Here is a 25,901-nt window from a genome sequence, read left to right on the forward strand (position 1 = left end):
GCAGCTTGTAGTTGTCTGCAAACTGCAAACTAAAACCCATTATTTTAAACGTACTTAGTAAACACCAAACTGGCGTTAGTACCACCAAAACCAAAGCTGTTAGACATTACAGTGGTTAATGCCACATTGTTCTGCTTCTTGGTAATAACAGGCATGCCGTTGGCACCTTCATCTAATTCGTCTATGTTGGCAGAAGCTGCAATAAAGTTATTGGCCTGCATTAACAGGCTGTATATCGCTTCTTGCACACCTGCAGCGCCCAAAGAGTGGCCTGTGAGTGATTTAGTAGAAGTAATTGGCGGGCAGCTGTCACCAAATACAGATTTCACTGCCTTGAGTTCCTGTATGTCACCAGCTGGTGTGCTGGTGCCATGGGCATTGATGTAATCAATTGGTTTGTCCATAGTGCTCAAGGCTTGTTGCATACAGCGCATCGCGCCTTCACCAGAAGGTGAAACCATATCATAGCCATCTGAAGTGGCACCGTAGCCAACTAGTTCTGCATAGATTTTTGCGCCGCGAGCCTTGGCATGTTCTAGTTCTTCTAGTACTAGCATACCGCCGCCGCCTGAGATAACAAATCCATCACGGTGAGCATCGTAAGCGCGGGAAGCTTTTGTCGGTGTTTCGTTGTACTTGCTAGACAATGCACCCATGGCATCAAACAACACACTTTGGCTCCAGTGCAGTTCTTCACCGCCACCAGCAAAAACGACATCTTGTTTGTTGAGCTGGATCTGTTCCATGGCGTTGCCAATGCAGTGGGCGCTGGTGGAACAGGCAGAAGTAATGGAGTAGTTACAACCCTTGATTTTAAAAGGTGTCGCTAAACAGGCAGATACGGTGCTGGCCATGGTGCGGGTAACCCGGTAAGGACCTACACGGCGTAGGCCTTTTTCACGCATGCCATCGGCGGCTTCTACAACATTGCCGTTAGAGGCGCCGCCAGAGCCAGCAATCAATCCAGTACGCGGGTTAGACACCTGATCTTCTGTTAAGCCAGAGTCGGCAATAGCCTGTTGCATGGATAAATAGGCGTACGCAGCGGCATCACCCATAAAACGCATTAATTTGCGGTCAATTAAGCTCGCAAAGTCAATATCGACACTGCCTGCTATGTGGCTTTTGAATCCCATTTCTTGGTATTCAGGTTGAAAGCTAATACCTGATTTACCTGCTTGCAGGGATGCTAAAACTTCCTCTTGATTGTGTCCAATGCAAGATACAATTCCTAATCCGGTAACGACAACACGTCGCATAATAGACCTCGTTAATGTGCAGTTAGATAATGTGCCTTAGGCGTCATTAATAGCTTAAAAATCGTCTGTACTGGTAAACAATCCAACACGTAAATCTTTGGCGGTGTAGATTTCTCTACCATCCACTTCCATACTGGCGTTGGCAATACCCATCACTAATTTGCGCTCAATGCAGCGAGTGATATCAATTTTGTAGGTTACTTTTTTAGCAGTGGGTAACACTTGGCCAAAAAACTTAACTTCGCCACAACCTAAAGCACGGCCGCGGCCTTCGTTGCCTTTCCAACCAAGGTAAAACCCAACGATCTGCCACATAGCGTCTAAACCTAGGCAGCCTGGCATTACTGGATCAGTTGGGAAGTGGCAATCAAAGAACCATAGGCCTGGATGAATATCCAACTCTGCAATAATTTGACCTTTATCGTTACTGCCCCCAGTTTCAGAAATGTGAGTAATACGATCCATCATAAGCATGTTGCCAACGGGTAGGCGTGCATTGCCTAAGCCGAACATTTCGCCATTGCCGCAGGACAATAATTCGTCACGGTTAAAGGAAGAGGGTCTGCTCATGATTATATTTCCGTATGGTAACTTTGTAGGTAGTACTGTTTGGTAACTAGGGATAATAACTAACTAGAACAGCATTATAGCATTATTAGTTTTGTCGGGTTAAGGCTAGGGTGCATAAATCAGCTAAGGATGTTTTATAGGGCGAATCATTAAGTGATTCAAGGCAAGTTAAGGCGTCTTGGGTTTCTTGGCAGGCTCTAGCGTGGGTATAGTTCAAGGAACCACAGCGGCTGAGAATAGATTGAATTTCGCTAATGTGTTCGCAGCTGCCTTGTCTAATAGCTTTGCGAATGAGTTTGCGTTCATCGTCTGTGGCATGGGCCATAGCATGAATAAGTGGCAAGGTGGGTTTGCCTTCGGCTAAGTCATCACCTACATTTTTGCCCATGGTGGCTTGGTCGCCAGCGTAATCCATTAGGTCATCTATTAGCTGAAATGCGATACCAAGATGTCGGCCAAAGCGTCGCAAGGCGTCTGCTTGTTCGGTGTTGGCTTTAGCTAGTTGAGCACCTGTATGGCTTGCTGCTTCGAATAGCATGGCTGTTTTGCCAAGAATTACGTGTAGATAGTCGGCTTCGCTTACGTCTGGGTTTTTGGCGTTAAGTAGTTGTAGTACTTCACCTTCTGCGATGACGTTAGTAGCGTTCGATAAGGTATCCATGACATCAACTTGGCCAATGGAGACCAACATTTGAAAGGCGCGAGAATATAAAAAATCCCCCACGAGCACGCTAGAGGAGTTGCCCCACTTATTATTAGCGGTAGGTTTGCCACGCCGCAGATCAGAAGTATCCACCACGTCATCGTGCAGTAATGTGGCAGTGTGGATGAACTCAACGACTGCAGCAAGGGTGATATGTTGGTCTTGTTGGTAACCACAGGCCCGTGCGGCCAGTAGTACTAATAGTGGCCGTAGGCGTTTACCACCGCTTTCTATGATGTATTGGCCAATTTTTTCCACTAGCGGAACTTGTGAGCTAAGGTGCTCAATAATGGCAGCATCAACGGCTGTGAAGTCGTCTCTTACTGAAGAGTATAGGTCGGTAGCCTGCATAGGTTATGCGGAATCGAATGTTAGAAAGTTAAGTGCGCCATGCTAGTGAGCTAGAGCTCAAGTGTCAAGGAAAGCGCCAAGTGCAGGTGCAGTATTCTAACGGCTTTTTACATGGCTTTAAGTATCTGCAAGCGGCCACTAAAAACCCTTAATATACTGCCCTTATGTGCTTGTGAATGGGTGTGAGTTAGCGTAATATTACGCCCCCTGTGACTGGTCCAACTTGCTCCCTGTCATATGGCACTTTTAAGAACCACTTGTGGGCCTTAAAATGCTATTAGCAGCAGGCCTTTTTTTAGTAGCCGGATCAGCACATATTGGAGAAGTGTATGTACGCAGTAATTGTAAGCGGTGGCAAGCAGCACCGTGTAGAAGAGGGTGAAACCCTTAAGCTAGAAAAACTGAACATTGAAGTCGGCGCTAACGTTGATTTTGACCGTGTGCTTTTGGTAGTCAACGGTGAAGATGTGAAGATCGGCGCCCCTGTTGTTAAAGGTGCTAATGTTTCTGCAGAGATCGTATCTCACGGTCGCGGCAAGAAAGTGCGCATCATGAAGTTCAAGCGTCGTAAGCACCACATGAAGCAGATGGGTCATCGTCAGTGGTTCACCGAAGTTAAGATTACTGGCATTAGTGCCTAATCGTAAGGAGATAACCCATGGCTCATAAGAAAGCAGGTGGTAGTACTCGTAACGGTCGCGATTCAGAGTCGAAACGCTTAGGCGTGAAGCGCTTTGGCGGTCAAGCTGTTGCAGCGGGTAACATTCTAGTTCGTCAACGTGGAACTCACTTCCACGCTGGTACAAATGTAGGCTGTGGTAAAGACCACACCTTGTTTGCTACAGTAACTGGCACCGTTAAGTTTGTAGTTAAAGGTCCTAAAAACCGTAAGTTCGTTACTATCGTACCGGCTTAAGGCTAAGAACCTGAAGAGGCCTTAGGGGTCTTTAAAAAGAGCCCCGCCTAGCGGGGCTTTTTTGTGCTCAGGACGAGCGGTATGCCACAACGCAGGACGTCAGATGTGTGGCAATTTAAATATTACTGATCAAGGCGCGGAGCCTTTATCTTGCAGCTTGGGCTGTACGGAGAATGTATGAAATTTGTTGACGAAAGTAACGTCATTGTGGAAGCAGGTAAAGGCGGCAATGGTTGCTTGAGCTTTCGGCGTGAGAAGTACATTCCTCGTGGTGGCCCGGATGGTGGTGATGGTGGTGATGGTGGCAGTATCTTCGTAGAAGCTGATGAGACTCTCAATACCTTGGTTGACTACCGGTTTCAGCCACGCTACCAGGCTCAGTCTGGTGAATCTGGTAAGGGTAGTGATTGTACTGGAGGTTCTGGCGAAGACATGACCCTAACGGTTCCTGTTGGGACCACTATCGTTGACCGCGATACGGATGAAGTGCTAGCCGACTTAGCTGAAGTGGGTCAGGTTGTGAAAGTTGCTCAAGGTGGTTTCCACGGTTTAGGAAATACCCGTTTTAAGTCAAGTGTAAACCGCGCTCCTCGCCAAACCTCTAACGGTTCTCCTGGTGAAAAGCGTAATCTACGCTTTGAGCTGAAGGTGTTAGCTGACGTGGGTTTGTTGGGGTTGCCTAACGCTGGTAAATCCACCTTTATTCGTGCAGTGTCTGCTGCCAAACCCAAAGTGGCAAACTATCCTTTTACCACCCTTACACCTAACCTTGGTGTGGTGAGCATGCAGCGCCATCGTAGTTTTGTGGTAGCTGATATTCCAGGCCTTATCGAAGGTGCCGCAGAAGGCGCAGGCCTTGGTATTCAATTTCTTAAGCACTTATCTCGCACCAGTTTGCTATTACATTTGGTAGACATGGCGCCTTGGGATGACATTACTCCAGCAGAATCGGCCAAAATAATTGTCCGTGAACTAGAGAAATTTAGCCCGGCGTTAGCAGATCGTGAGCGTTGGTTGGTACTTAATAAGCTCGATTTAGTGCCAGACGATGAGCGCCAAGAGCTTTGCCAGTCTGTTGTTGATGCGCTGGACTGGAAAGGCCCAGTATTTGAAATTGCTGCCATTAATAAGCAAGGAACACTAAAACTTGCTGGCGACATCATGGACTACATTGAAGAACGTAATGAGCGCACCCTTGCAGACCCAGAATACGCTGCTCAAGAAGAAGAATTGAAGTTGCGTTTGGAGCAAGAAGCTCGTGAACGGGTCCAGCAGTTTAAGCTAGCTCGTCATCAGCAGCGCCTAGCTGCGCAAGGCAATGCTGATCTTGACGATGAGGACTATGATGACGACGACTATGATGTTGAAGTCGAGTACACCTATGACTAGCCATGTGGTCGCTGTGAGTGGCCAACGATGGGTGGTTAAGATTGGCAGTGCGTTACTGACCGATGACGGTAAAGGCCTGGATAAGCGGGCCATTGCAGGCTGGGTTGATCAGTTAGCGCAGTTACGTCAACAGGGTGTAGAAGTTGTATTGGTATCTTCAGGTTCTATTGCCGAAGGTATGGTGCGCTTGGGTTGGACCCAGCGTCCAAAAGAAATCCATAACCTTCAGGCTGCAGCAGCTGTTGGGCAAATGGGTTTGGTGCAATGTTATGAAGAAAGTTTTTCGCGCCATGGCATGCGCACCGCACAAATTCTCCTTACCCATGATGATTTAACTCACCGTGAGCGTTATCTTAATGCGCGAGGCACTTTGCGTGCCTTGGTGAGTCATAACGTCATCCCAGTGGTTAATGAAAATGATACGGTTGTCACGGATGAAATTCGTTTCGGTGATAACGATACTTTGGGTGCCTTGGTAGCTAATTTAGTAGAAGCGGATTTATTGGTCATTCTTACTGATCAAGATGGCTTGTGCGACAAAGATCCTCGGCAGCATGCCGATGCTAAACTATTGACGCAAGTACACGCTGGTGACCCTGCTCTTATCCATATGGCTAGTGGATCTGCAGGTAGTTTAGGCAGTGGTGGAATGCTTACAAAAATACAGGCCGCTAAACTTGCTGCTCGCTCAGGCGCCAACACCATTGTTGCTAACGGGCGCACTACTGATGTTTTGCAACGCCTGCGCCAAGGCGAAAGCCTAGGGACTTTATTTGTTCCCGATCAAGAACCTCTGTTAGCTCGTAAGCAGTGGCTTGCTGGCCACCTTAAGGCCAAGGGTGAGTTGCGTTTGGATGCCGGTGCAGCAAGAGTGCTTACTCAGCAAGGTAAGAGTTTGTTAGCTGTGGGTGTAAGCTTAGTTAAAGGTGATTTTACTCGTGGCGATATGGTGCTAATCCTTGATTCTCATGGCCAAACAATTGCCCGTGGTCTGGTTAATTACTCCTCTCCTGAAGCCCTCAAAATCATGGGCTTGGCCAGTAATGCAATTGAGGCAACCCTTGGCTATGTTGCAGAGCCTGAACTAATTCATCGCGACAACCTAGTTCTTCTCTAGGCCAGTGACTCTTTAACGGTGCTGAAGGTATAGAAGAACTATTGGGCGGCAAAGAATCAATTGAGTTGAGGCAATAGTTTGAGTGATAAAATGCCGGTGGCTAAGTAAGCTCAGGTTACCTAAAGTGATCTTTGTACGCCTAATTTGGGCACAAAAAAACCAGCTTTAGCCGGTTTTTTATAAACCTTATAATAAATTATAAAGCTTTGATTTTTGAACTTAGACGACTCTTATGGCGAGCAGCTTTATTCATGGTATAAATGCCTTTAGAGACACTCTTGTCCATGATAGATACGGCAGTTGCGTACGCGGCTTGGGCAGCTTCTTTGTCACCAGTTTCAATAGCAGCGATAACTTTCTTTAAGTATGTGCGTGCCATGGAGCGCAGGCTTGCGTTATGACTGCGACGTTTTTCTGCCTGGCGAGCGCGTTTCTTTGATCCAGCGGAATTGGCCACGATCTGGCTCCTATATAAATATAATTAAAAGCTTAAAATAAAGTGTTAAACACAAGATTTATAGCAGGGTGTTTATGAGGTGCGAAATTATTCCCGTTTGGGCGCCTCTTGTCAACTTAGATTGGGCCTTTTTGTTATAAATATCAGTTCATTTTAAGGTTTTTGCGTTAACATGGGATAAATCATCCGTAAGCAGACAAAAATAATGCACTTTTTGTCCTGTAATTAATAATTTATAGGGATCTATGAGTTCTTATTCGTCATCTAACCTGTCTTCACCGAACCCATCTAAGGGTGCAAAAGGTTTGCTGGGTTCCAGTCTTATCGTAGCCAGTATGACGATGTTATCTAGGATCTTGGGTTTGGTGCGGGATGTGGTTATCGCCACCTTATTTGGTGCAGGTTCCCATGCCGATGCGTTTTTTGTAGCTTTTAAAATCCCCAACTTCTTACGCAGACTGTTTGCCGAAGGTGCGTTTAATCAGGCCTTTGTGCCCGTGCTGGCAGAAATGAGTCAGCAGGATAACAAACAACTCCTTAAAGCCATGGTCAGTAAGGTGGCCGGAAGCTTGCTGATGGTATTGAGTGTGATCACTGTGATCGCTTTGGTTGCTGCGCCGGTGTTGGCTTTGGTATTTGCACCAGGGTTTGCAGGCGATGGTGGTAAATTAGGCTTAACTGCAGATATGTTGCGTATTACCTTTCCTTACTTATTGCTGATATCCATGACTGGTTTTTTAGGTAGTTTATTAAACCATGCTAAACGGTTTGTCATTCCAGCGCTCACTCCTGTATTGCTCAATGTGAGTTTAATAACGGCGGCCCTTTGGCTCGCGCCACAAATGACCATACCAGTGATGGCATTGGCTTGGGGTGTGTTGGCTGCTGGTATTTTGCAATTAGCCTTGCAGTTGCCTTTTGTGGCTCAGTTGGGCTTGTTGGTGCGCCCACGCCTTGGATTTAGTGATACACGCGTAAAACAAGTGATGAAATTGATGCTGCCTGCTATGTTTGGTGTGTCAGTAGCGCAAATTAATTTGTTATTAGACACAGTACTGGCGTCTTTGTTGCAAAGTGGCAGTGTGTCCTGGTTATATTATTCGGATAGGCTGATGGAGTTGCCGTTAGGTGTGTTTGGCATCGCTATCGCTACGGTTATTCTGCCTGGGTTATCCCAAAGGCATGCATCAAAATCACCTCAAGCATTTAGTGATACGATAGATTGGGCCTTACGTATGGTGTTGTTGGTTGGTGTGCCCGCAGCAATTGCTTTGGGACTGTTGGCTGAGCCGCTGGTAGCGACGCTATTTCACTACGGCGCTATGGGTGATCAAGACGTGCTGTTTAGTGCTGCCAGTTTACGTGCTTATGCCCTTGGTTTGCTATTTTTTATGTTGATTAAAGTGTTGGCTCCAGGTTACTTTGCACGACAAGATATGAAAACACCTGTGCGTATTGGTATTTGGGCTATGGCGAGCAACATGTTATTGAATTTGTTGTTGGTTTGGCAGTTTGCCCACGTGGGTTTAGCTATGGCCACCTCCTTGTCTGCGTTACTAAATGCGGTGCTTTTGGGTTTTGGGTTATATCGTCAAAAAATTTGGCAGCCCTGTGTCGGTTGGGGAATATTTTCATTACGCATATTGCTAGCTAGTGGGGCACTATGTGGTGTTATTTACCTCACTTTTCAACCTGTTCAAAGGTGGCTTGTGTGGGGCTTATGGCAGCGGGTAGAGCAGTTAGCGATAATCGTGGTTCTGGGTATTTTGGCCTATGGCATTGGGCTAGTGTTAATGGGTCTTCGGTGGCGGCATTTACAGGGCCCAAAATAGGCCCAAATATCGCCTTCTAATAAGCGGTTTCTAAGTCGCAAAATGAGTCCGGTCTGGTATATAATGCAACGCTTACTTTTTGCTGAGGTCAATGGCCTCAAATTTGACGAGTGTTTATGGAATTTATTCGTGGTCTTTATAACCTCAAGCCGGAACACCGCGGCTGTGTGGCGACCATTGGAAATTTCGATGGGGTTCATCTGGGCCACCAACGTGTGCTCCGCCAAGTAAAACTAAAGGCTATTATGCAGGGCTTGCCTGCGGTGGTTATTTTGTTTGAGCCACAGCCCTTAGAGTACTTTGCCAAGGATCAGGCCCCACGTCGAATAACACGGTTACGGGAAAAATTGTGGTTACTGGAACAACATGGCATCGACCGAGTTCTGTGCCTGCGTTTTGATGCTAAGTTACTAGGCCTTAGTGCCCATGATTTTATCCAACAATTATTGGTGAGCGGGTTAGCCGTGAGTCATTTTGTTGTGGGGGATGATTTCCGTTTTGGCCAAGGGCGCACTGGAAACTATGCGTTATTACAAACTGAAGGTTTGAACCATGGTTTTGACGTGGAGAGTACGGAAACCTGTGAGCTAGATGGTGAACGTGTATCCAGTACCCGAATTCGTAATGCATTGGAAGTTCATGACTTAGAGGCTGTCAGACGGTTTATAGGCCGCGCTTTTATCGTTACTGGTAAAGTGGCTTATGGGCAGCGACTGGGCCGTAAGTTAGGTGTGCCAACGGCTAATATCCGTTTGCAAAAACCTCGACCAGCACTGCAAGGTGTGTACGCTACTTTGGTGCATGGGTTGTTGGATCAACCTATTACTAGTATAGCTAATATCGGATATCGTCCTACAGTTGCAGGTGTCCAGCCTCAGTTAGAAGTGCATTTGTTTAATTTTAATGGCGATTTATATGGTAAAACCATTAGTGTAGAAATTTGCCAGTATATCCGTAGTGAGCAAAAATTTGATGGACTTGCGCAGTTGCAAGCACAGATAGAACTAGACATGCAGACTGCCAAAGATTTTTTTGCCGTTGCATCCCAATAGACTTAATTGATTATTATTTAAGAAGCGAACAAAAGCATGAGCGACCATAAATCCACCTTGAACTTACCTCAAACAGACTTCCCAATGCGTGGTAACTTAGCCCAACGTGAGCCTAAAATACTCAAGAAGTGGCAGCAAATGGATCTGTATAGTAAATTGCGTGCGGTAGGTAAAGGCCGCGAGCAGTTTATTTTGCATGATGGCCCTCCTTATGCCAACGGTGATATTCACATTGGTCACGCAGTCAATAAGATCTTAAAAGACATCATCGTTAAGTCGAAGACTTTAAGTGGTTTTGATGCTCCTTATGTGCCAGGCTGGGATTGTCACGGACTACCTATTGAACACAAGGTAGAGCAAAAAATCGGCAAAGCGGGCAATAAAGTTACCCACGCCGTATTCCGTGAGAAGTGCCGTGCCTATGCAGAAAAACAGGTGGCCGGCCAAATGGCAGATTTTGTTCGTTTAGGAATTATTGGTGACTGGGGAAACCCCTATAAAACCATGCGCTTTGAGACGGAAGCTAACATCATCCGCTCCCTAGGAAAAATTGTTGAAAACGGCCACTTAGTGAAAGGTTACAAGCCAGTTTACTGGAGTGTTGTTGGCGCTTCAGCGCTGGCTGAGGCAGAAGTTGAATACCAAGACAAGGTGTCCCTTTCAATCGATGTGCGTTATGGCGTTTTAGATCAACAGGCATGGAACCACGCCTTTGGTGTAGTGACTGACTTGCCAACCTCCGTAGTAATCTGGACTACTACTCCTTGGACCTTACCGTCTAGTCAAGCGGTGAGTATGCATGCAGAATTGGATTATGTTCTAGTGCAAGTGAATGGTGAATGCCAAGTGTTTGCTAAGGATCTTGTTGCTAGTGCCATGGCACGCTACGGTATTGATGACTTCAAGGTGTTAGGTGAAGCCAGGGGCCAAGTACTAGAAAACCTAGCCCTACAACACCCCTTCTACGATGAGCGCCAAGTGCCTTTGATTCTGGGTGACCATGTCACTATAGAAGCGGGTACAGGTAGCGTGCATACCTCACCAGACCATGGTGTGGACGACTTCAACGTAGGCCGCACCTACGGCATTGGCACCCTTAATTTGGTTGATGATAATGGTGTTTTCGTAGACGCTGCTGGCGAATTTTCTGGTGCCCATGTTTATAAGGTAGATGACCAAGTTATTGCAGCCCTAGAGGCTCATGGCACCTTAGTGCACCAAGCTAAAATTACTCACAGCTATGCCCATTGCTGGCGTACCAAAACTCCACTCATTTATCGCGCTACCCCCCAGTGGTTTATTTCTATGTCGGAAAACGGCTTATTAGAAAAGGCGCTTGAGGCGGTAAAAAATGTAGCTTGGCACCCTGAATGGGGTGCAGTCCGTATTTCTGGTATGTTGTCATCTAGCCCAGACTGGTGTGTATCTCGTCAGCGTACCTGGGGCGTACCCATCACTTTGTTTGTTAATCGACAAACCCAAGAGTTGCACCCACGCACCGCTGAGTTGTTTGAAGAAGTGGCGAAAAAAGTGGCTGAAAATGGCATCGATGCATGGTTTGAACTAGACGCTGCAGACCTCTTGGGTGAAGAGGCGGCAGATTATCAAAAAGTTACAGATACCATGGACGTATGGTTTGATTCTGGTACTACGCATTATTCGGTATTAGAGCAACGTCCAGAATTAAGATTTCCAGCAGATCTTTATTTAGAAGGTTCGGACCAACATCGTGGTTGGTTCCAATCGTCTTTGAAAACCTCCATCGCTATGCATGGTGTAGCGCCTTATAAAGGGGTATTGACCCATGGATTTACCGTAGATGGACAAGGTCGAAAAATGTCTAAGTCCATTGGTAACGTCATGTCACCACAAAAAGTATGCAACACGTTAGGTGCAGATATTATTCGCCTATGGGTGGCGTCTACGGACTTCAGTGCAGAAATGGCTGTGTCCGATGAAATCCTTAATCGTACTGCTGATGCCTACCGTCGTATCCGTAATACAGCACGCTTCTTATTGTCTAACCTCAACGGCTTTACACCCGCCGATAACTTGGTTGCAGTAGATGATATGCTGGCTTTGGATCAGTGGGTTCTTGGACGCGCCGCGGAACTACAAACAGAAATTGAAGCGGCCTACCATAGTTATAACTTTCATGCTGTGTATCAAAAAATTACCCACTTTTGCTCACAAGACTTGGGCGGTTTCTATTTAGACATTATTAAAGACCGCCAATACACGTGCGCAGCAGACAGCCTTGCTCGTCGCTCGGCACAGACTGCAATGTATCATCTTATCGAAACTATGACCCGCTGGATTGCGCCTATATTAAGTTATACGGCCGATGAATTATGGGAACATATTCCCGGGAAGCGAGCTGAATCTGTGCAGTTGGACGTTTGGTACGCCATTCCTCAGGCCAAGGTCACCAGCATGACCGCTGGTTATTGGGCACAAATCATGGACGTAAAGCAGGCTGTTAATAAGAGTTTAGAAACTCAGCGTAATCAAGGCGTGATTGGTGGTTCCTTAAGTGCTGAAATTACTTTATTTGCGGCGCCAGAATTACATGCTCAATTACACCAGTTGGGTGATGAGTTACGTTTTGTATTGCTGACATCAAAGGCATCGTTGGTGGCTGGTGAAAACGGCGGTGCTGAGACAGAATTTGTAGGCTTGCGTTTGGATATTGACGCGTCTGAACATACTAAGTGTGAGCGCTGTTGGCATCACCGTGAAGATGTAGGTGTTATCGCAGAAGAGCCAGAACTATGTGGCCGTTGTGTTGATAACGTTAGTGGTTCTGGAGAGGTTCGTCAGTTTGCCTAACCTGCTGAAAACGTCGGCTTTGAGTCGGTTTATATGGTTGGTAATGGTGCTGTGGGCTTTGGACCTCTGTATTAAGTGGATGATCACACAGCAGTTTAACTATGCAGAAAGGCTTAATGTCATGCCTTTCTTCGACCTAATGTTGGTACACAACAAGGGTGCAGCATTTAGCTTCTTGGCTTCCCAACCTGGTTGGCAACGGTGGTTTTTGTCGATCATCGCCTTGGGTATTAGCGGTTGGCTAATAATGTGGTTAAGGCGTACGCCAAAAACCGAAACCTTGTTGGGGCTAAGCTTAAGTTTAGTACTAGCAGGAGCCTTAGGCAATTTGGTTGATCGTGTGGTAAATGGCTACGTGGTGGATTACCTGTTGGTGTATTACCCCCCTTATTACTTTCCCGCATTTAATTTGGCCGACAGTTTGATTTTTATCGGTGTGGTGGGTTTATTTATCGACTTTTGGCAATCAGAAAAGGCAGCAAAGCGTGACTCAAAGCATTAACGCATCTTCTCATTTAACGCTAAACTTTGCCTTACATCATGCTAGTGGCGAAACCATAGACAGCACCTTTGATAAAGGTGCTGTAGAGCTCACCATAGGTGATGGTAATTTGTTGGCTGGGTTTGAGTCCTGCCTCATTGGTTTGGTGGTAGGTGATCATCAAACCTTTACTGTGGCCCCAGAAAACGGCTTTGGTCAGCATAATCCAGCCAACTTACAAACCCTCAAACGTCACCAGTTTGGCCCTGACATGGTGCTAGAGCAAGGTTTGGTGGTTAGCTTCTCTGATGCAGCTAACACCGAGCTTCCAGGGGTAGTAAAAACCATTAATGGGGATGATGTGGTTATGGATTTTAACCATCCTTTGGCAGGTGTAGAGCTTAAATTCGAAGTGGAAATTTTAGCCGTCAGCCAATAATGCGCCATTAGTGACGACAGGTATCCATCATTACCTTGAGTCCCCGCAGGATAATTTACAAAACTGAGCTACACTTAGACAGCAGCCAATAAGGATGTTGTCATGCTCTTACCCCACCTCTGTCTAAAGTTGTTGCGTGCAGGTTCCGGTTGGAGTTTGCTTGAACTGCTCATTGTTTTAGCCCTAATGGCTATTATAGCCTCCTTGGCTGCACCTCAACTTTATGCAACATGGCAACTTCAGTCTTTGTATGACGAAAGACAAAGACTGGCTCAACAGATTCGTTTTGCGCGACTATCCAGTTTACAAAAAAGTGCCAAGGTGAGCTTATGCTGGTCTGAGGTCTGTGGTTCTTCTGTGGGTTTTGTGATCTACCTAGATACAAACAACGATGGTTATTGGCAACACACAGAAACTTCATTATCTCAATGGCAGGTCAAACAGGGCCTCACTTTTCGCTTTAACCACGGTGGACAAATTAGCTTTAATAGCGCTGGCAATACGGCTCAATCGGGTACTATGATTTTGTGTGGCCCTCATTCCACCAATAACCAAGACCTAGGCTACGCATTGGTGCTTTCTTCAAGTGGACGTTTGCGTGAGCAAAAAGCACCATGTATTTAGCCAATCTAACATTTCATTACAAGACACATCAAAACGGTTTGGCCTTAATAGAGGTATTGTTAAGCTTAGGTTTGTCTAGTGTTATGTTTCTGGTACTTTTTACAGCCCAAAGTCACAGCCAAAAGGTGCTCATGTATAGCCAGCAACTTCACTATGCTAATCACCTATTAGACCAAGTAGCGAAGCAAATGTGGGCCTACCCAAACCACTATCAATCCCTCATAAGTACATCATTACAAGGAGACGCAAGCTGTCTTAATGGGCGCTACTGTAATCCAGTGGCCATGACTCAGGCGTGGGCTGCATACTGGCGATCAGAAGTGCAACAAAAGCTGCCCAATAGCGAGCTTAGTGTTTTATGCGATAAGGGCTGCATACGTGGAGACACTCTGTCGGTTCGATTACTGTGGTCCCAAAACCTGGCTGTTGCTAAAGATCAGTGCCAACAGGGAGTTGCATGCATATACCTAGACATTGCTCTTTAACAGCTGAACGTAAGCAGCAAGGTTTTACGCTATTAGAAATAGTGTTAAGTACCGGTCTTGCGGCCCTGATGATGATCGCTATAACCGCCAGTTTACTGCAGTTCAATCAACATAAATTGTTGGCCCAAGTGGTGGTTCAATCTCAATCTCTGGGCCAGTTGGCGGTAGCCCAAGTGCTAACAGATTGGCGCGGTTCGTGTGGCGCTGGAGTAACGTCAGGTACTGCTCAAACTATAAAGCTAATGCGCCTGTATCAGGGGCGCTGTGTGCAATATGACTATGCTTATAATAGTGGTGGGCATAGCCTCACAAGGCGGAGGTCTGGTGGTCGCAACAGTGGATTTTTAGCACAAGTGGAATCAATGGATTTCTATTTTGGAGTAGATAGTGATAGAGACTGCCGTATCGATCAGTGGCGCCGAAGCTATCAAGCCAGTGCGCTTACAGCATTACATCAAGTGAAGGTTAGTTTGCAGTTAAGAATACCTTCCAGCCGGCAGTTGAGGGCTGGAAAAAGCAACCTGTGGTTATGGCATCAAGACGATGATGTTGTTCTACACCCTGTAAATTTTATCTGGCGTTTGGCTAATGTTTGTACGTAAACAGTCTGCCTCAAGGCTTACTGCAAGGAATAGGCAGAAGGGTTGGTTATTATTGGCGGTGATGATGATGGTATTGATGATCGCTTTAGGTGTGGTTACGTTGATGTCGCAATCGCAGTTGAGTTTGCGAAGTGTTAGGCAAGAGCATCAAGCTATGCAAGAAAAGATTAACCAATGGCCACCGTTGCTGAATAAGAGGAAGTATGTCGGTGGACAATAACCAACAAGGTTTTAGCCTCATGGAGCTGTTGCTAGTATTGGCGCTAGTCAGTGTAATGTTGGCCATGGCTGTGCCCACATGGCGACAACATCAATTAGCTGCAGGCCGGCAACAAGCTTGGTTGCAGTTGCAGCGAATAGGTTTGCAGCAAGAGATGTGGCGTATACAGCATGGGCACTATTTTAAAGACATTGGGCTTGCAAGCCCGGCCGCGGAACCCCTTCGTTATGATTACCAAGTACACCTGTCAGATGCGGGTTTTTTACTGTCAGCGACGGTGAACGCTAATGGGCCACAAAGCCATGACGAATTATGTTGGCGTCTCACTCTATCTGATACTGGCGAAATGAAAAGTCTTGGTAAAGGGGGTGAAAACCAAGTCTGCAAGTAAGCACTTTGATGATGATATGGGTTAAAATAGGTTTTTCCATTAGCACTTCGGATCAAACCCATGAGCGCTTCGCAACAACATAAAATAATTGCAGCACTGCACACGTTACCTTTCATTGATATCGATGCAGAAGTGGCCAAGCGCGTTGAGTTTCTTAAGCACAGTTTAATTACTGCTGATGCTAAGTCGCTGGTGTTAGGTTTGTCTGGTGGAGTAGATTCGACCACAGCAGGTAAGTTGGCGCAAATGGCGTGTGATCAATTAAATCAACAACATCACACCACTCAATATCAATTTATTGCTGTGCGTTTGCCCTACGGTGTGCAGGCTGATGAAGGCGATGCGCAGTTAGCACTTGAGTTTATCCAACCAAGCCTTCGCTTGGAGATTAATATTAAGGCTATGGTTAAGGGTTTAGATTTAGCTGCTGAGTCTTTAATTAAAGTGGTTAACCCAAGTGCCCATAAACTGGATTTCTCCCGGGGTAACAATAAGGCGCGGGCTAGAATGACTGCTCAATATTATGTGGCTAGTTTGCTCAATGGGTTGGTGATTGGTACTGACCATGGCGCCGAAGCCATCACTGGGTTTTTTACTAAACATGGTGATGGTGCCTGTGATATTGCGCCCTTATTTGGGTTAAACAAACGCCAAGTACGCAGTTTGGCTGCATATCTTGGTGCTCCCGATTGCTTGGTGCACAAAACTCCAACGGCAGATTTAGAAGAAGATAACCCCCAGCAAGCAGATGAAGAATCCTTAGGCATCACTTATGATCAAATAGATGATTATTTAGAAGGAAAGGCGGTCTCTAGCGATGTTAAGCAGAAGTTAGAGCAGCGTTATCGTCAAACAGAGCATAAACGCCAAGGCCCAGTGACACTATACTGTAACTGGGATATTTAGTGGATTGTTAGTCAAATAAGCCGAATGTTAAACGGCTAAACCAATTCGGTGGTTCGGGTGTTTGCTGTTCCTCCATATTCAGCCAAACTGTGTAGGCTATTTCGGATTCATCAGCAGTGATATTCTCACCAAAGTTAGCCTCTAATACTTGCTGAGCATTGCTTGCATTATCTAATAATCCTAACTCCGTATAAGCCTGTACCATAATCTGTAGTGCGACTTCTACAGCAGGGGTAAGCTGGTAATTTTCTACCACATATTTGCCCCGATTTGCTGCAGCCAACCAAGCGTTACGAGAAAGGTAGTAGTTTGCTACATGGATCTCATGCTTAGCCAATAAATTACGTAGATAAACCATCCGTACACGAGAATCTGCGGCGTATTCGCTATCAGGGAAGCGGTTAAGTAAGGTTGAGAAATCAGCAAAGGAATCTCGTGCCGCACCTGGATCTTTTTTCGCTTTGTCTGTACCTATGTATTGCTCTAAGGCAGCTTTGTTTTCTTCAAAGGCTGTTAGGCCTTTTAAATAGTATGCGTAATCCACATGTTCATGATCTGGATGTAAACGTATAAAACGAGCAGCTGCCGTTTTTGCCTCACCGGCCTGGCGGCTTCGATAATAAGCATAAACCAGTTCAAGTTTGGCTTGCTTAGAATAGCGGCCATAAGGGTAGCGAGCTTCCATGGCTTCTAAATCTTCTATAGCTGGACGGTAGTTACCGGCTTCCAGCTTTGACATGGCGCTGGAATATAATTCCACTTCTGGTTTTACGTCCTCAATCACAGGTTCTTTAGTGGTGCTAGAGCATGCGCCAAGCATTGCACCCATGAGTAAAATTGCGGAAATGTGAAGAAAGCGGTTTGAAGTCTTGTGTTGCATAGAGTTTAAGTTGCCTGTTACAGAGATCGTCGAGTATATCATTGTCTATAGGGCAGCGTAATCGCCCGCAAATACTGTACAATAGACCCTAGTTTAATATGCTAGTTCAACTAGCGCCAACGAAAGTCTTAACATGCACGAAACTATTTCTCTCCAAGCGCAAGTCGACCCAGAATGGGCAGGCATGCGTGTTGACCAAATTGCCGCTGTGGCGTTCCCTGATTACTCGCGCTCACGCTTAAAAAAGTGGATCGAAGAAGGCGATATACTCGTCAATGGTGAACAATTACGGCCTAGAGAAAAGCTCTACGGTGGTGAAAAAATCACCCTAGAATGTAAAATCGAAATTCAACAACGGTGGCAACCTGAGCCCATTGATATCGATATTGTTTATGAAGATGAGCATATTTTGATACTTAATAAAGCTGCAGGATTAGTGGTGCACCCAGCAGCAGGCCATCATGGTGGTACTTTATTAAATGCATTATTACACCACTGCCCCCAGCTCAATGGTGTGCCTCGTGCAGGTATTGTGCATCGTTTAGACAAAGACACCACCGGGTTAATGGTGGTTGCTAAAACCATTCCTGCACAAACTGCATTGGTTTCCCAACTGCAGGACCGCAGCATGGGTCGCGAGTATGAAGCTGTGGTTCAAGGTGTGCTTACAGGTGGCGGCACAGTAGACGAACCTATGGGGCGTCATAGCCGTAATCGTCTTAAAATGGCTATTTCGGCCGTAGGTAAAGAAGCTATAACGCACTTTCGAGTGCTACGTCGCTTCCGCGCCCATACTCACATTCGTTTAAAATTAGAATCGGGCCGTACTCATCAAATTCGTGTACACATGACCCATATTAATTACCCAATACAGGGTGACCCTCTTTACGGCGGCCGTCAGCGGTTACCTAAAGGCTGCGAAGAAGAGTTTCTGGATAGCTTGCGTGGTTTTAAGCGCCAAGCTCTTCATGCTAAGCGTTTGGAGCTAATGCACCCTATTACCCATGAAGACATGGAGTGGGAAGTAGATTTGCCTGGGGATATGATCGACTTGCTTAAGCATCTTGCCCTTGATACCAAGCTTAACCCTCACTCGCGGTTGTAATGCAGCATACGGGGCAGTCGTTGTGTTACTTAACACCGGAATGGCCCGCACCCGCTAATGTTTGCGCAATATCTACTTGCCGTGGCTTAGCAGGCTTAAATCCCGGTGACTTGCCTACTGGCCTTGCAGGATTCAATCTAGCTCAACACGTGCAGGACTATCCGGAACGTGTGGAACAACATCGTCTTCAATTGCAGCAAGACCTTGGCCTTGAACGCCAGCCCTTTTGGCTTAATCAAACCCACTCTACAGAGTTATTGAGCTTGCCCGCGAAAGCCGGTTTGTATGACTGCGATGGTAGCTTTACGCAAACCAAAAACTGGCCCTGTGTGGTGATGTCCGCCGATTGCCTGCCAGTGCTTTTGTGTAATACCACGGGCACTCAAGTGGCCGCTATTCATGCCGGTTGGCAGGGGCTAGCCAACGGCATTCTAAGTAAAGCTGTAGCGCAGTTCTCTGACCCTGCTCAAATTGTGGTGTGGATTGGCCCTGCCATCGGCCCAGATGCCTTTGAAGTAGGCCCGGACGTGCTTCAGGCCTTTGGTGTTGACCCCTCGCGTAGTTGCAAAGAATTTATTCCCATAAAGGCAAAACCTAACAAGTGGTTAGGCAACCTATACGCTTTAGCCTACAAAGAGTTAGCTGGGCTGGGTGTCACTAATGTCTTTGGTGGTAAATATTGTACTCTATCAGCCCCAGATCGCTTCTATTCCCATCGGCGTGACCCCACAAGTGGGCGCATGGCTAGTTTGATTTGGATGGTTTAGGCTTTTCTAATGTTGAGGTAGGTGTTACTTGAAATCGCATACCCAAGACCCCATAAATAAACCAGAAGTTAATCACTGTGTCACCTTATTCAGACCTCTCTGAAAAGCGCTGACAGGTATTATTGAGGTTTTATTATGCGTTTTGAAAAACTCACCAACCGCTTGCAAGAAGCCATGGGTGAAGCCCAATCATTGGCTCTTTCCTTAGACCATCAATTTATTGAGCCTGAGCATATGCTCAGTGCTTTGCTACAGCAGCAGGGTGGTTCAGCACAGTCTTTATTGGTTCAAGCGGGGGCAGATATGCCCATGTTACAAACTCAACTAAGTCAGCGTCTAAATAACATGGCCAAAGTAGCCAATGACAGTGGTGATGTACATTTTGGTAGTGGTTTGTCGCGTCTGTTCAACGTAGCTGAAAAGGCCGCTGGAAAATTAGGTGATCAATTTGTTTCCAGTGAGCAGCTGATTGTGGCTCTAGTGCAAGATAAAAATGGTGTAGGAAGCTTGTTGGTAAAAGCTGGGGTAAAAACTGTTAAATTAACCCAAGCCATAGATAAATTACGTGGTGGCGACAAAGTGAACAGCCAAGGTGCGGAAGAAGAGCGTCAGGCGTTAGATAAATTCACCATTAATCTTACTGAACTTGCAGAAGCAGGCAAGCTAGACCCTGTGATTGGCCGTGATGATGAAATTCGTCGCGCTATTCAAGTGTTACAACGTCGAACCAAAAACAACCCCGTTATGATTGGCGAGCCAGGTGTGGGTAAAACGGCTATCGTTGAGGGATTGGCTCAACGTATCGTTAATGGCGAAGTGCCAGAAGGTTTACTCGGTAAACAAGTCCTGTCTCTGGATATGGGTGCACTTATCGCCGGTGCAAAATATCGTGGAGAGTTCGAAGAGCGCCTTAAGAGCGTGCTTAGTGAGTTGAGCAAACAAGAAGGCAATGTCATTTTATTTATTGACGAAATTCATACTATGGTAGGTGCGGGTAAAGGTGAAGGTGCTATGGATGCCGGCAATATGCTCAAGCCGGCCCTAGCTCGCGGTGAGTTACATTGCTTAGGGGCCACTACCTTAGACGAATACCGTAAGTACATTGAAAAAGATGCCGCTTTAGAACGCCGTTTCCAAAAAGTATTTGTAGGCGAACCTACAGAGCAGGCCACCATTGCCATATTACGTGGTTTAAAGGAACGTTATGAATTACACCATGGTGTAGATATTACCGATTCTGCCATCATTGCTGCTGCACGATTGTCTCAGCGTTATATTACTGATCGTCAGTTGCCTGATAAAGCCATTGATTTGATCGATGAAGCAGGAAGCCGTATCCGTATGGAAATGGACTCCAAACCTGAAGTAATGGATAAGCTTGAGCGTCATATGATCCAGTTGAAGATTGAGCGTGAAGCGTTAAGAAAAGAAAAGGATAAGGCTGCTGCTGCGCGTCTAAAAGGCTTAGAGGACGAGCTAGCCCAGCAAGAAAAAGAATTCGCTGACTTACTTGAAATCTGGAATGCAGAAAAGGCCTCTGTGCATGGTGTGCAAAAATTTAAAGAACATCTAGAGGTGGCCCGGCAAGAGTTAGAGGTGGCCCGTCGAAATAGTGATTTAGGGCGAATGTCTGAATTACAGTACGGAACCATTCCAGACCTAGAAAAGCAGTTAGAAGCGGCTCACGAGGCTGAAGATGTAGAAACCACCCTGTTGCGCAGCAAGGTGGGCGAAGAAGAGATTGCTGAAGTAGTGAGCATGTGGACAGGTATTCCTGTGAGTCGGATGTTGGCGGGCGAGCGAGAAAAGCTTTTGAACATGGAAGAGGTATTGCACCGTCAGGTCATTGGTCAAGCCGAAGCTGTGGCAAGCGTTTCCAATGCAGTGCGTCGCTCACGTTCTGGTTTGGCAGATCCAAACCGCCCCAATGGGTCTTTTTTATTCCTAGGTCCAACGGGTGTGGGTAAAACTGAATTATGTAAATCTTTGGCGACTTTCTTGTTCGATACAGAAGAAGCCATGGTGCGTATAGATATGTCTGAGTTTATGGAAAAACACTCTGTGGCTCGGCTTATTGGCGCACCCCCAGGTTATGTGGGTTATGAAGAAGGCGGTTATTTAACAGAAGCTGTTCGCCGACGACCTTATGCTGTGCTGTTATTGGACGAGGTGGAAAAAGCCCACCCTGATGTCTTCAATATTTTGTTACAGGTGCTAGAAGACGGCAGACTTACGGACGGCCAAGGTCGTACTGTAAATTTCCGAAATACGGTGATTGTGATGACCTCGAATATGGGTTCTGATGTTATTCAAACCATGACAGACGAAAGCCAGTACGAAGAAATGCGTGAAGCGGTATTAGATATAGTGGGCAATCACTTTAGACCAGAATTACTTAACCGTATTGATGAACTGGTGGTGTTCCATCCATTAGGAAGGGAGCATGTACGAGAAATTGCTAATATCCAGTTGTTGCGGTTGCATGAACGTTTACAAGAGCATGATCTGAGCTTGCAGCTAACGGATGCGGCGAAAGACTTATTAGTGGAGGAGGGCTTTGATCCAGTATATGGAGCAAGACCGTTAAAGCGAGCAATTCAGCGCAATTTGGAAAATCCGTTAGCGCAGGAATTGTTGGCTGGGAATTTTTTGCCTGGGCAAATTATATTGACAGATGTAGCGGATTCAAAGCTAACCTTTGGAGTGGCCAGTAAGCACTAGTTTTGTCTTTTTGGATTGAGTCGAGTAAATAAAAGGCCCTGTTTAATACATGGCCTTTTCGTCTCTAACTACTTCACGTAAAACCTGCAAGAACAACTTGTCTGCATCGCTATGTTCGGCTGGAATTTTAACGTTGGTGGTGTCCGAAATTTTTTGGGCAATAATTGTGTCGGCATTATCTTCATCAATTAATTCACGAGCGATGGCTAGCGAATGTGGAATAATGTCCGGCTCAACGAAGATTTTTTTTAGGAAAATACGCAGCTCTTCAATGGCTCTGTCGCGATTTCGTAACTCTAAATTAGACATGGGACTACCTCAAACTCTAACGTTATGCTATTTGCAGACCACTATACCATCAAATGTTTGTATCGGGTTTGAAAAAGTGCCCGATAGTTTTCTAAAATATATGATAAATTAGCCTCTGTTTTTTACCTTAAGCTATTGAATTACCGGCCTTGGCATGTGAAAATTCTTCCCCTAGGTTGATGCACATGTCGCGCAGGTAATCCCTCGCGTTTGTGATACGGTAAGCAGTACCCTTTCGCTTGTCTGCCCTGAGTTCTACGCACGTTGCAACCCGACAATGCTTGATCTCCGAGCGTCACCACTTTAGGCACATTCGTGCCTGCACGATTTTGCGGTCTGGCTACAAGCGCTGCCCGTGAGTCATTAATGGTTACATGAGATAAATCTCAGACAAATAACATCCGCTGCTTTTAGAATGCGGTGAGAGGATAATACAGTGGAAATGCTTTCCGGCGCAGAAATGGTGATCCGCAGTCTACAGGATCAAAAAGTAGAGTATATATACGGCTACCCAGGTGGTGCTGTATTGCACATATACGATGCCTTGGCTCAACAAGAGAAAATTCAACATATTTTAGTTCGACACGAACAAGCTGCAACCCATATGGCTGATGGCTATGCGCGCGCATCAGGCAACCCAGGTGTAGTGCTTGTGACATCGGGTCCTGGTGCTACTAATGCGATAACGGGTATTGCCACCGCTTTTATGGATTCCATTCCTATGGTGGTGATTTGTGGACAGGTGCCTAGTACCTTAATTGGTGAAGATGCTTTCCAAGAAACCGATATGATGGGTGTTTCTCGTCCGGTGGTTAAGCATAACTTTGCGGTTAAGCACCCTTCTGAAATACCTGGCCTAATCAAGAAGGCCTTCTACATAGCAAGTAGCGGTCGTCCTGGTCCTGTGGTTATTGATATTCCTAAGGACATGACTACCCCAACAGATAAGTTTGAATACAGCTATCCTGAATCAGTTTCTATGCGTTCTTATAGTCCTGCGACCCGTGGTCACAGCGGGCAAATTAAGAAAGCTATTGAACTCTTGTTAGGGGCTCGTCGCCCGGTGATTTTTGTGGGTGGTGGTACTATAGGGGGTAGGGCTTGTGGTGAGGCAACTGAGTTAGCTCAGGTGCTTAATTACCCAGTGATCACGACATTAATGGGTTTGGGTGCCTATCCATCAACAGATCGTCAGTGGATAGGCATGCCAGGCATGCACGGTACTTATGAAGCCAACATGGCTTTGCATCATTCAGATTTAATTTTGAATATAGGCGCGCGTTTTGACGACCGTGTTACTAATGCCACAGAAAAATTCTGTCCTACGGCTAAAATCATTCATATTGATATTGACCCATCATCGATTTCTAAAACCATTGCCGTAGATGTGCCTATTGTTGGCCCTGCTAAGAGCGTACTGCTGGAAATGTTAGCATTGGTGGCTAAAAGTGACACGCAGCCTGATGTGGGTGCGTTAAGCGATTGGTGGGTTGAAATTGACCAGTGGCGTCAGCGCCACGGTGGTCGGTACGAGCGTAATGACAATGGTTTACTTAAGCCACAGCAAGTGATTGAAGCGCTTTATAAAGTCACTAAAGGGGATGCGTACATCTGTTCTGACGTAGGTCAGCATCAAATGTTTGCGGCCCAATATTACAAATATGACAAGCCAAACCGATGGATCAATTCTGGTAGTTTAGGCACCATGGGGTTTGGTTTTCCAGCGGCTATGGGTGTTAAGCTACATTACCCAGACGCCGAAGTGGTTTGTGTAACAGGTGATGGCAGTTTTCAAATGAACCTGCAAGAGCTTTCTACTTGTAGTCAGTATGAAATACCGGTAAAGATTGTGTGTTTGAATAACCAGTCTTTAGGTATGGTGCGCCAGTGGCAGGACATGAATTACGAGAGTCGTCACTCTCAGTCTTACGTTGAGTCATTGCCAGATTTTCACAAACTAATGGATGCGTATGGCCATAAGGCCATTATTGTTAAAACAGAAGCAGAGCTTATGCCTGCTTTGGAGCAGGCGTTTGCCCTAAAAGATGAATTGGTATTCCTCGATATCCATATTGACCCAACAGAACATGTCTATCCAATGCTGGTGCCCAAGGGTTCCATGCGTGACATGTGGTTGAGCAAGACGGAGCGCACTTAATGAGACATATTATTGCGGTATTAATAGAAAACGAAGCTGGTGCGCTGTCTCGCGTAGTGGGTTTGTTTTCTCAGCGTAACTTTAACATCGAAACCTTGACCGTCGCACCAACGGAAGACCCCACATTGTCTCGCCTTACGGTAACGACGTCTGGTAGTGATCGTGTTATTGAGCAAATCACTAAGCAACTCAACAAGTTGATTGAAGTGGTGAAGTTGGTGGACCTTACAGAAGGCGATCACATCGAGCGTGAAATGATGTTAATTAAGCTTAAGGCTACTGGTCAGCATCGTGATGAAGTGAAACGTACAGTGGATATTTTTCGTGGTCAGATCGTTGATGTGACCAGTAGTATTTACACTGTTCAGTTGACTGGTGATCAAGGTAAGTTAGATGCCTTTATCAATGCAATAGGCGAAGCCTATGTATTGGAAACAGTGCGAACGGGTGTGTCGGGCATTGCTCGAGGAGATAAAGTACTGAGTATATAGTGCATGTTAGGTTTATATGAAGTTACAAAAGGTCGTATTTACGGCCTTTTGTCTGTCTAAGGTTTTAGTATTGTTGCGCAGGCATGTTAAGCTAGCGCTAATTCATTTCAAGAGCAGTGTTTCCATGAGTAAAGAGTCTTCCGATCAGTCAAACAACGAAGAGGAAGTGGCAGCAGTTAAGAAGCCTGCAAAAGGCGTTTACCTACTGCCCAATAGTTTTACCACGGCATCTCTGTTTTCTGGGTTTTATGCCGTTGTCTCCGGCATGAGTGGCAATTTCGAAAATGCTGCCATCGCTATATTCATCTCTATGGTTTTAGATACATTAGATGGCAGGGTCGCTCGTCTCACCAATACCTCAAGTAAGTTTGGTGCAGAATACGATAGCTTAGCCGACGTAGTGGCTTTTGGTGTAGCGCCTGCACTGGTGTTATTTTCTTGGTCATTGCAAAGCTTAGGTAATTTTGGCTGGGTGGCAGCTTTTGTCTATGTAGCTGGTGGTGCATTGCGTTTAGCGCGTTTTAACGTGCAATTGGAAATGTCCGATAGTCGTTACTTTACTGGCTTGCCAATACCCGCTGCTGCTGGCGTTATGGCTGGCATGATCTGGACCGGCGTTGACTATGGCTTAGACGGTGAAAGCCTTAGCTACATAGTGGCTATAGTGACGGCAGCGTTAGGTATATTGATGGTTAGCAACTTTAAGTACTATAGCTTTAAAGACCTAGATCTAAAAGGTAAGGTGCCTTTTGTAGCATTGCTTGCTGTGGTGTTGGTGTTTGCAGTTTATTCACTGCAGCCTCCTATTATGCTGGCCTTAACGTTTTTGTGTTTTGCAGTATCTGGC

27 protein-coding genes (1 of these 27 only partly in view) are annotated in these 25,901 nt (G+C 46.0%); 21 read left to right on the forward strand and 6 right to left on the reverse strand.

Features of this window, described 5'->3' with window-relative positions; genetic code table 11:
• Positions 1-44 precede the first annotated feature (44 nt).
• The 3 genes from fabB to ispB form a co-directional block, all read right to left on the reverse strand.
• Positions 45-1,259 carry a beta-ketoacyl-ACP synthase I gene (gene fabB / locus ABXT70_RS02090; protein WP_443641532.1) on the reverse strand — a complete coding sequence of 405 codons (1,215 nt, stop codon included), beginning with the start codon at positions 1,257-1,259 and terminating at the stop codon, positions 45-47.
• A 54-nt stretch (positions 1,260-1,313) separates the two neighbouring features.
• Positions 1,314-1,829 (reverse strand): 3-hydroxyacyl-[acyl-carrier-protein] dehydratase FabA, encoded by a 516-nt coding sequence (gene fabA / locus ABXT70_RS02095; protein WP_443641533.1) that lies wholly within the window; start codon positions 1,827-1,829, stop codon positions 1,314-1,316.
• An 85-nt stretch (positions 1,830-1,914) separates the two neighbouring features.
• Entirely contained in the window at positions 1,915-2,883 is a 969-nt protein-coding gene (gene ispB / locus ABXT70_RS02100; RefSeq protein ID WP_443641534.1) for an octaprenyl diphosphate synthase, read from the reverse strand.
• A gap of 329 nt (positions 2,884-3,212) precedes the next feature.
• On the opposite strand from ispB, the gene rplU reads away from it, so the two are divergent.
• From rplU to proB, 4 genes are all read left to right on the forward strand, one after another.
• Complete coding sequence (gene rplU, locus ABXT70_RS02105; RefSeq protein WP_443641535.1) at positions 3,213-3,524, forward strand: 50S ribosomal protein L21; 312 nt, start codon at positions 3,213-3,215, stop codon at positions 3,522-3,524.
• A gap of 17 nt (positions 3,525-3,541) precedes the next feature.
• Complete coding sequence (gene rpmA, locus ABXT70_RS02110; protein WP_443641536.1) at positions 3,542-3,799, forward strand: 50S ribosomal protein L27; 258 nt, start codon at positions 3,542-3,544, stop codon at positions 3,797-3,799.
• A gap of 177 nt (positions 3,800-3,976) precedes the next feature.
• Positions 3,977-5,188 carry an Obg family GTPase CgtA gene (gene cgtA / locus ABXT70_RS02115; protein WP_443641537.1) on the forward strand — a complete coding sequence of 404 codons (1,212 nt, stop codon included), beginning with the start codon at positions 3,977-3,979 and terminating at the stop codon, positions 5,186-5,188.
• Positions 5,160-6,305 carry a glutamate 5-kinase gene (gene proB, locus ABXT70_RS02120; protein WP_443642470.1) on the forward strand — a complete coding sequence of 382 codons (1,146 nt, stop codon included), beginning with the start codon at positions 5,160-5,162 and terminating at the stop codon, positions 6,303-6,305. The genes cgtA and proB overlap by 29 nt, the downstream gene beginning before the upstream one ends.
• Before the next feature lie 196 nt (positions 6,306-6,501).
• Here proB and rpsT read toward each other — a convergent pair whose 3' ends face one another.
• Positions 6,502-6,762 (reverse strand): 30S ribosomal protein S20, encoded by a 261-nt coding sequence (gene rpsT / locus ABXT70_RS02125; RefSeq protein WP_443641538.1) that lies wholly within the window; start codon positions 6,760-6,762, stop codon positions 6,502-6,504.
• Between the two features lie 245 nt (positions 6,763-7,007).
• Between rpsT and murJ the strand changes: the two genes are divergently transcribed.
• The 11 genes from murJ to nadE all read left to right on the forward strand — a co-directional run bounded on the left by murJ (position 7,008) and on the right by nadE (position 16,623).
• On the forward strand, positions 7,008-8,594 hold the full coding sequence (murJ, locus tag ABXT70_RS02130; RefSeq protein WP_443641539.1) for a murein biosynthesis integral membrane protein MurJ: 1,587 nt from the start codon (positions 7,008-7,010) through the stop codon (positions 8,592-8,594).
• Between the two features lie 116 nt (positions 8,595-8,710).
• Positions 8,711-9,646: a bifunctional riboflavin kinase/FAD synthetase gene (ribF, locus tag ABXT70_RS02135; protein WP_443641540.1), complete on the forward strand. Its 936-nt coding sequence runs from the start codon at positions 8,711-8,713 to the stop codon at positions 9,644-9,646.
• Between the two features lie 36 nt (positions 9,647-9,682).
• Positions 9,683-12,475, forward strand: coding sequence for an isoleucine--tRNA ligase (gene ileS, locus ABXT70_RS02140; protein ID WP_443641541.1), 2,793 nt, complete (start codon positions 9,683-9,685; stop codon positions 12,473-12,475).
• The gene (gene lspA, locus ABXT70_RS02145) at positions 12,468-12,977 is read left to right on the forward strand and encodes a signal peptidase II (protein WP_443641542.1); all 510 of its coding nucleotides are present in this window, start codon (positions 12,468-12,470) and stop codon (positions 12,975-12,977) included. The genes ileS and lspA overlap by 8 nt, the downstream gene beginning before the upstream one ends.
• A complete protein-coding gene (locus ABXT70_RS02150) occupies positions 12,961-13,395 on the forward strand; it encodes an FKBP-type peptidyl-prolyl cis-trans isomerase (RefSeq protein WP_443641543.1) in 435 nt (144 codons plus the stop codon). Before lspA ends, ABXT70_RS02150 begins: the two co-directional genes overlap by 17 nt.
• Before the next feature lie 102 nt (positions 13,396-13,497).
• Positions 13,498-14,019, forward strand: coding sequence for a GspH/FimT family protein (locus ABXT70_RS02155; protein ID WP_443641544.1), 522 nt, complete (start codon positions 13,498-13,500; stop codon positions 14,017-14,019).
• On the forward strand, positions 14,010-14,504 hold the full coding sequence (locus ABXT70_RS02160) for a type IV pilus modification PilV family protein (RefSeq protein WP_443641545.1): 495 nt from the start codon (positions 14,010-14,012) through the stop codon (positions 14,502-14,504). Before ABXT70_RS02155 ends, ABXT70_RS02160 begins: the two co-directional genes overlap by 10 nt.
• Positions 14,477-15,106, forward strand: a complete 630-nt coding sequence (locus ABXT70_RS02165; RefSeq protein ID WP_443641546.1) for a hypothetical protein — start codon at positions 14,477-14,479, stop codon at positions 15,104-15,106. Before ABXT70_RS02160 ends, ABXT70_RS02165 begins: the two co-directional genes overlap by 28 nt.
• Positions 15,093-15,326 (forward strand): hypothetical protein, encoded by a 234-nt coding sequence (locus ABXT70_RS02170; RefSeq protein WP_443641547.1) that lies wholly within the window; start codon positions 15,093-15,095, stop codon positions 15,324-15,326. Before ABXT70_RS02165 ends, ABXT70_RS02170 begins: the two co-directional genes overlap by 14 nt.
• Positions 15,310-15,717: a type IV pilin protein gene (locus tag ABXT70_RS02175; protein ID WP_443641548.1), complete on the forward strand. Its 408-nt coding sequence runs from the start codon at positions 15,310-15,312 to the stop codon at positions 15,715-15,717. Before ABXT70_RS02170 ends, ABXT70_RS02175 begins: the two co-directional genes overlap by 17 nt.
• A gap of 60 nt (positions 15,718-15,777) precedes the next feature.
• Positions 15,778-16,623, forward strand: a complete 846-nt coding sequence (nadE, locus tag ABXT70_RS02180) for an ammonia-dependent NAD(+) synthetase (protein ID WP_443641549.1) — start codon at positions 15,778-15,780, stop codon at positions 16,621-16,623.
• A gap of 7 nt (positions 16,624-16,630) precedes the next feature.
• Here the strand turns inward: nadE and ABXT70_RS02185 are convergent, their stop codons facing one another.
• Positions 16,631-17,503, reverse strand: coding sequence for an outer membrane protein assembly factor BamD (locus tag ABXT70_RS02185; RefSeq protein WP_443641550.1), 873 nt, complete (start codon positions 17,501-17,503; stop codon positions 16,631-16,633).
• A 133-nt stretch (positions 17,504-17,636) separates the two neighbouring features.
• Here ABXT70_RS02185 and rluD point away from each other — a divergent pair, with 133 nt between their 5' ends.
• The 3 genes from rluD (at position 17,637) to clpB (ending at position 22,096) form a co-directional block, all read left to right on the forward strand.
• A complete protein-coding gene (gene rluD / locus ABXT70_RS02190; RefSeq protein WP_443641551.1) occupies positions 17,637-18,608 on the forward strand; it encodes a 23S rRNA pseudouridine(1911/1915/1917) synthase RluD in 972 nt (323 codons plus the stop codon).
• Between the two features lie 20 nt (positions 18,609-18,628).
• The gene (gene pgeF, locus ABXT70_RS02195) at positions 18,629-19,375 is read left to right on the forward strand and encodes a peptidoglycan editing factor PgeF (protein ID WP_443641552.1); all 747 of its coding nucleotides are present in this window, start codon (positions 18,629-18,631) and stop codon (positions 19,373-19,375) included.
• Between the two features lie 135 nt (positions 19,376-19,510).
• Positions 19,511-22,096 carry an ATP-dependent chaperone ClpB gene (gene clpB / locus ABXT70_RS02200; RefSeq protein WP_443641553.1) on the forward strand — a complete coding sequence of 862 codons (2,586 nt, stop codon included), beginning with the start codon at positions 19,511-19,513 and terminating at the stop codon, positions 22,094-22,096.
• 42 nt (positions 22,097-22,138) lie between these two features.
• On the opposite strand, the gene ABXT70_RS02205 is transcribed toward clpB, so the two are convergent.
• Complete coding sequence (locus ABXT70_RS02205) at positions 22,139-22,405, reverse strand: hypothetical protein (RefSeq protein WP_443641554.1); 267 nt, start codon at positions 22,403-22,405, stop codon at positions 22,139-22,141.
• A gap of 436 nt (positions 22,406-22,841) precedes the next feature.
• Here ABXT70_RS02205 and ABXT70_RS02210 point away from each other — a divergent pair, with 436 nt between their 5' ends.
• The 3 genes from ABXT70_RS02210 to pssA form a co-directional block, all read left to right on the forward strand.
• Positions 22,842-24,563: an acetolactate synthase 3 large subunit gene (locus ABXT70_RS02210; protein WP_443641555.1), complete on the forward strand. Its 1,722-nt coding sequence runs from the start codon at positions 22,842-22,844 to the stop codon at positions 24,561-24,563.
• A complete protein-coding gene (gene ilvN, locus ABXT70_RS02215; RefSeq protein ID WP_443641556.1) occupies positions 24,563-25,054 on the forward strand; it encodes an acetolactate synthase small subunit in 492 nt (163 codons plus the stop codon). The genes ABXT70_RS02210 and ilvN overlap by 1 nt, the downstream gene beginning before the upstream one ends.
• A gap of 124 nt (positions 25,055-25,178) precedes the next feature.
• A protein-coding gene (gene pssA / locus ABXT70_RS02220) for a CDP-diacylglycerol--serine O-phosphatidyltransferase (protein WP_443641557.1) crosses the window boundary here: on the forward strand, positions 25,179-25,901 show its 5' portion. 33 nt of this gene lie beyond the right edge of the window; 723 of the gene's 756 nt are visible here — the first part of the coding sequence; it begins with the start codon at positions 25,179-25,181; the stop codon falls past the right edge of the window.

Source organism: Candidatus Njordibacter sp. Uisw_039 (genome assembly GCF_047730075.1).
Lineage (GTDB): Bacteria > Pseudomonadota > Gammaproteobacteria > Pseudomonadales > Balneatricaceae > Njordibacter.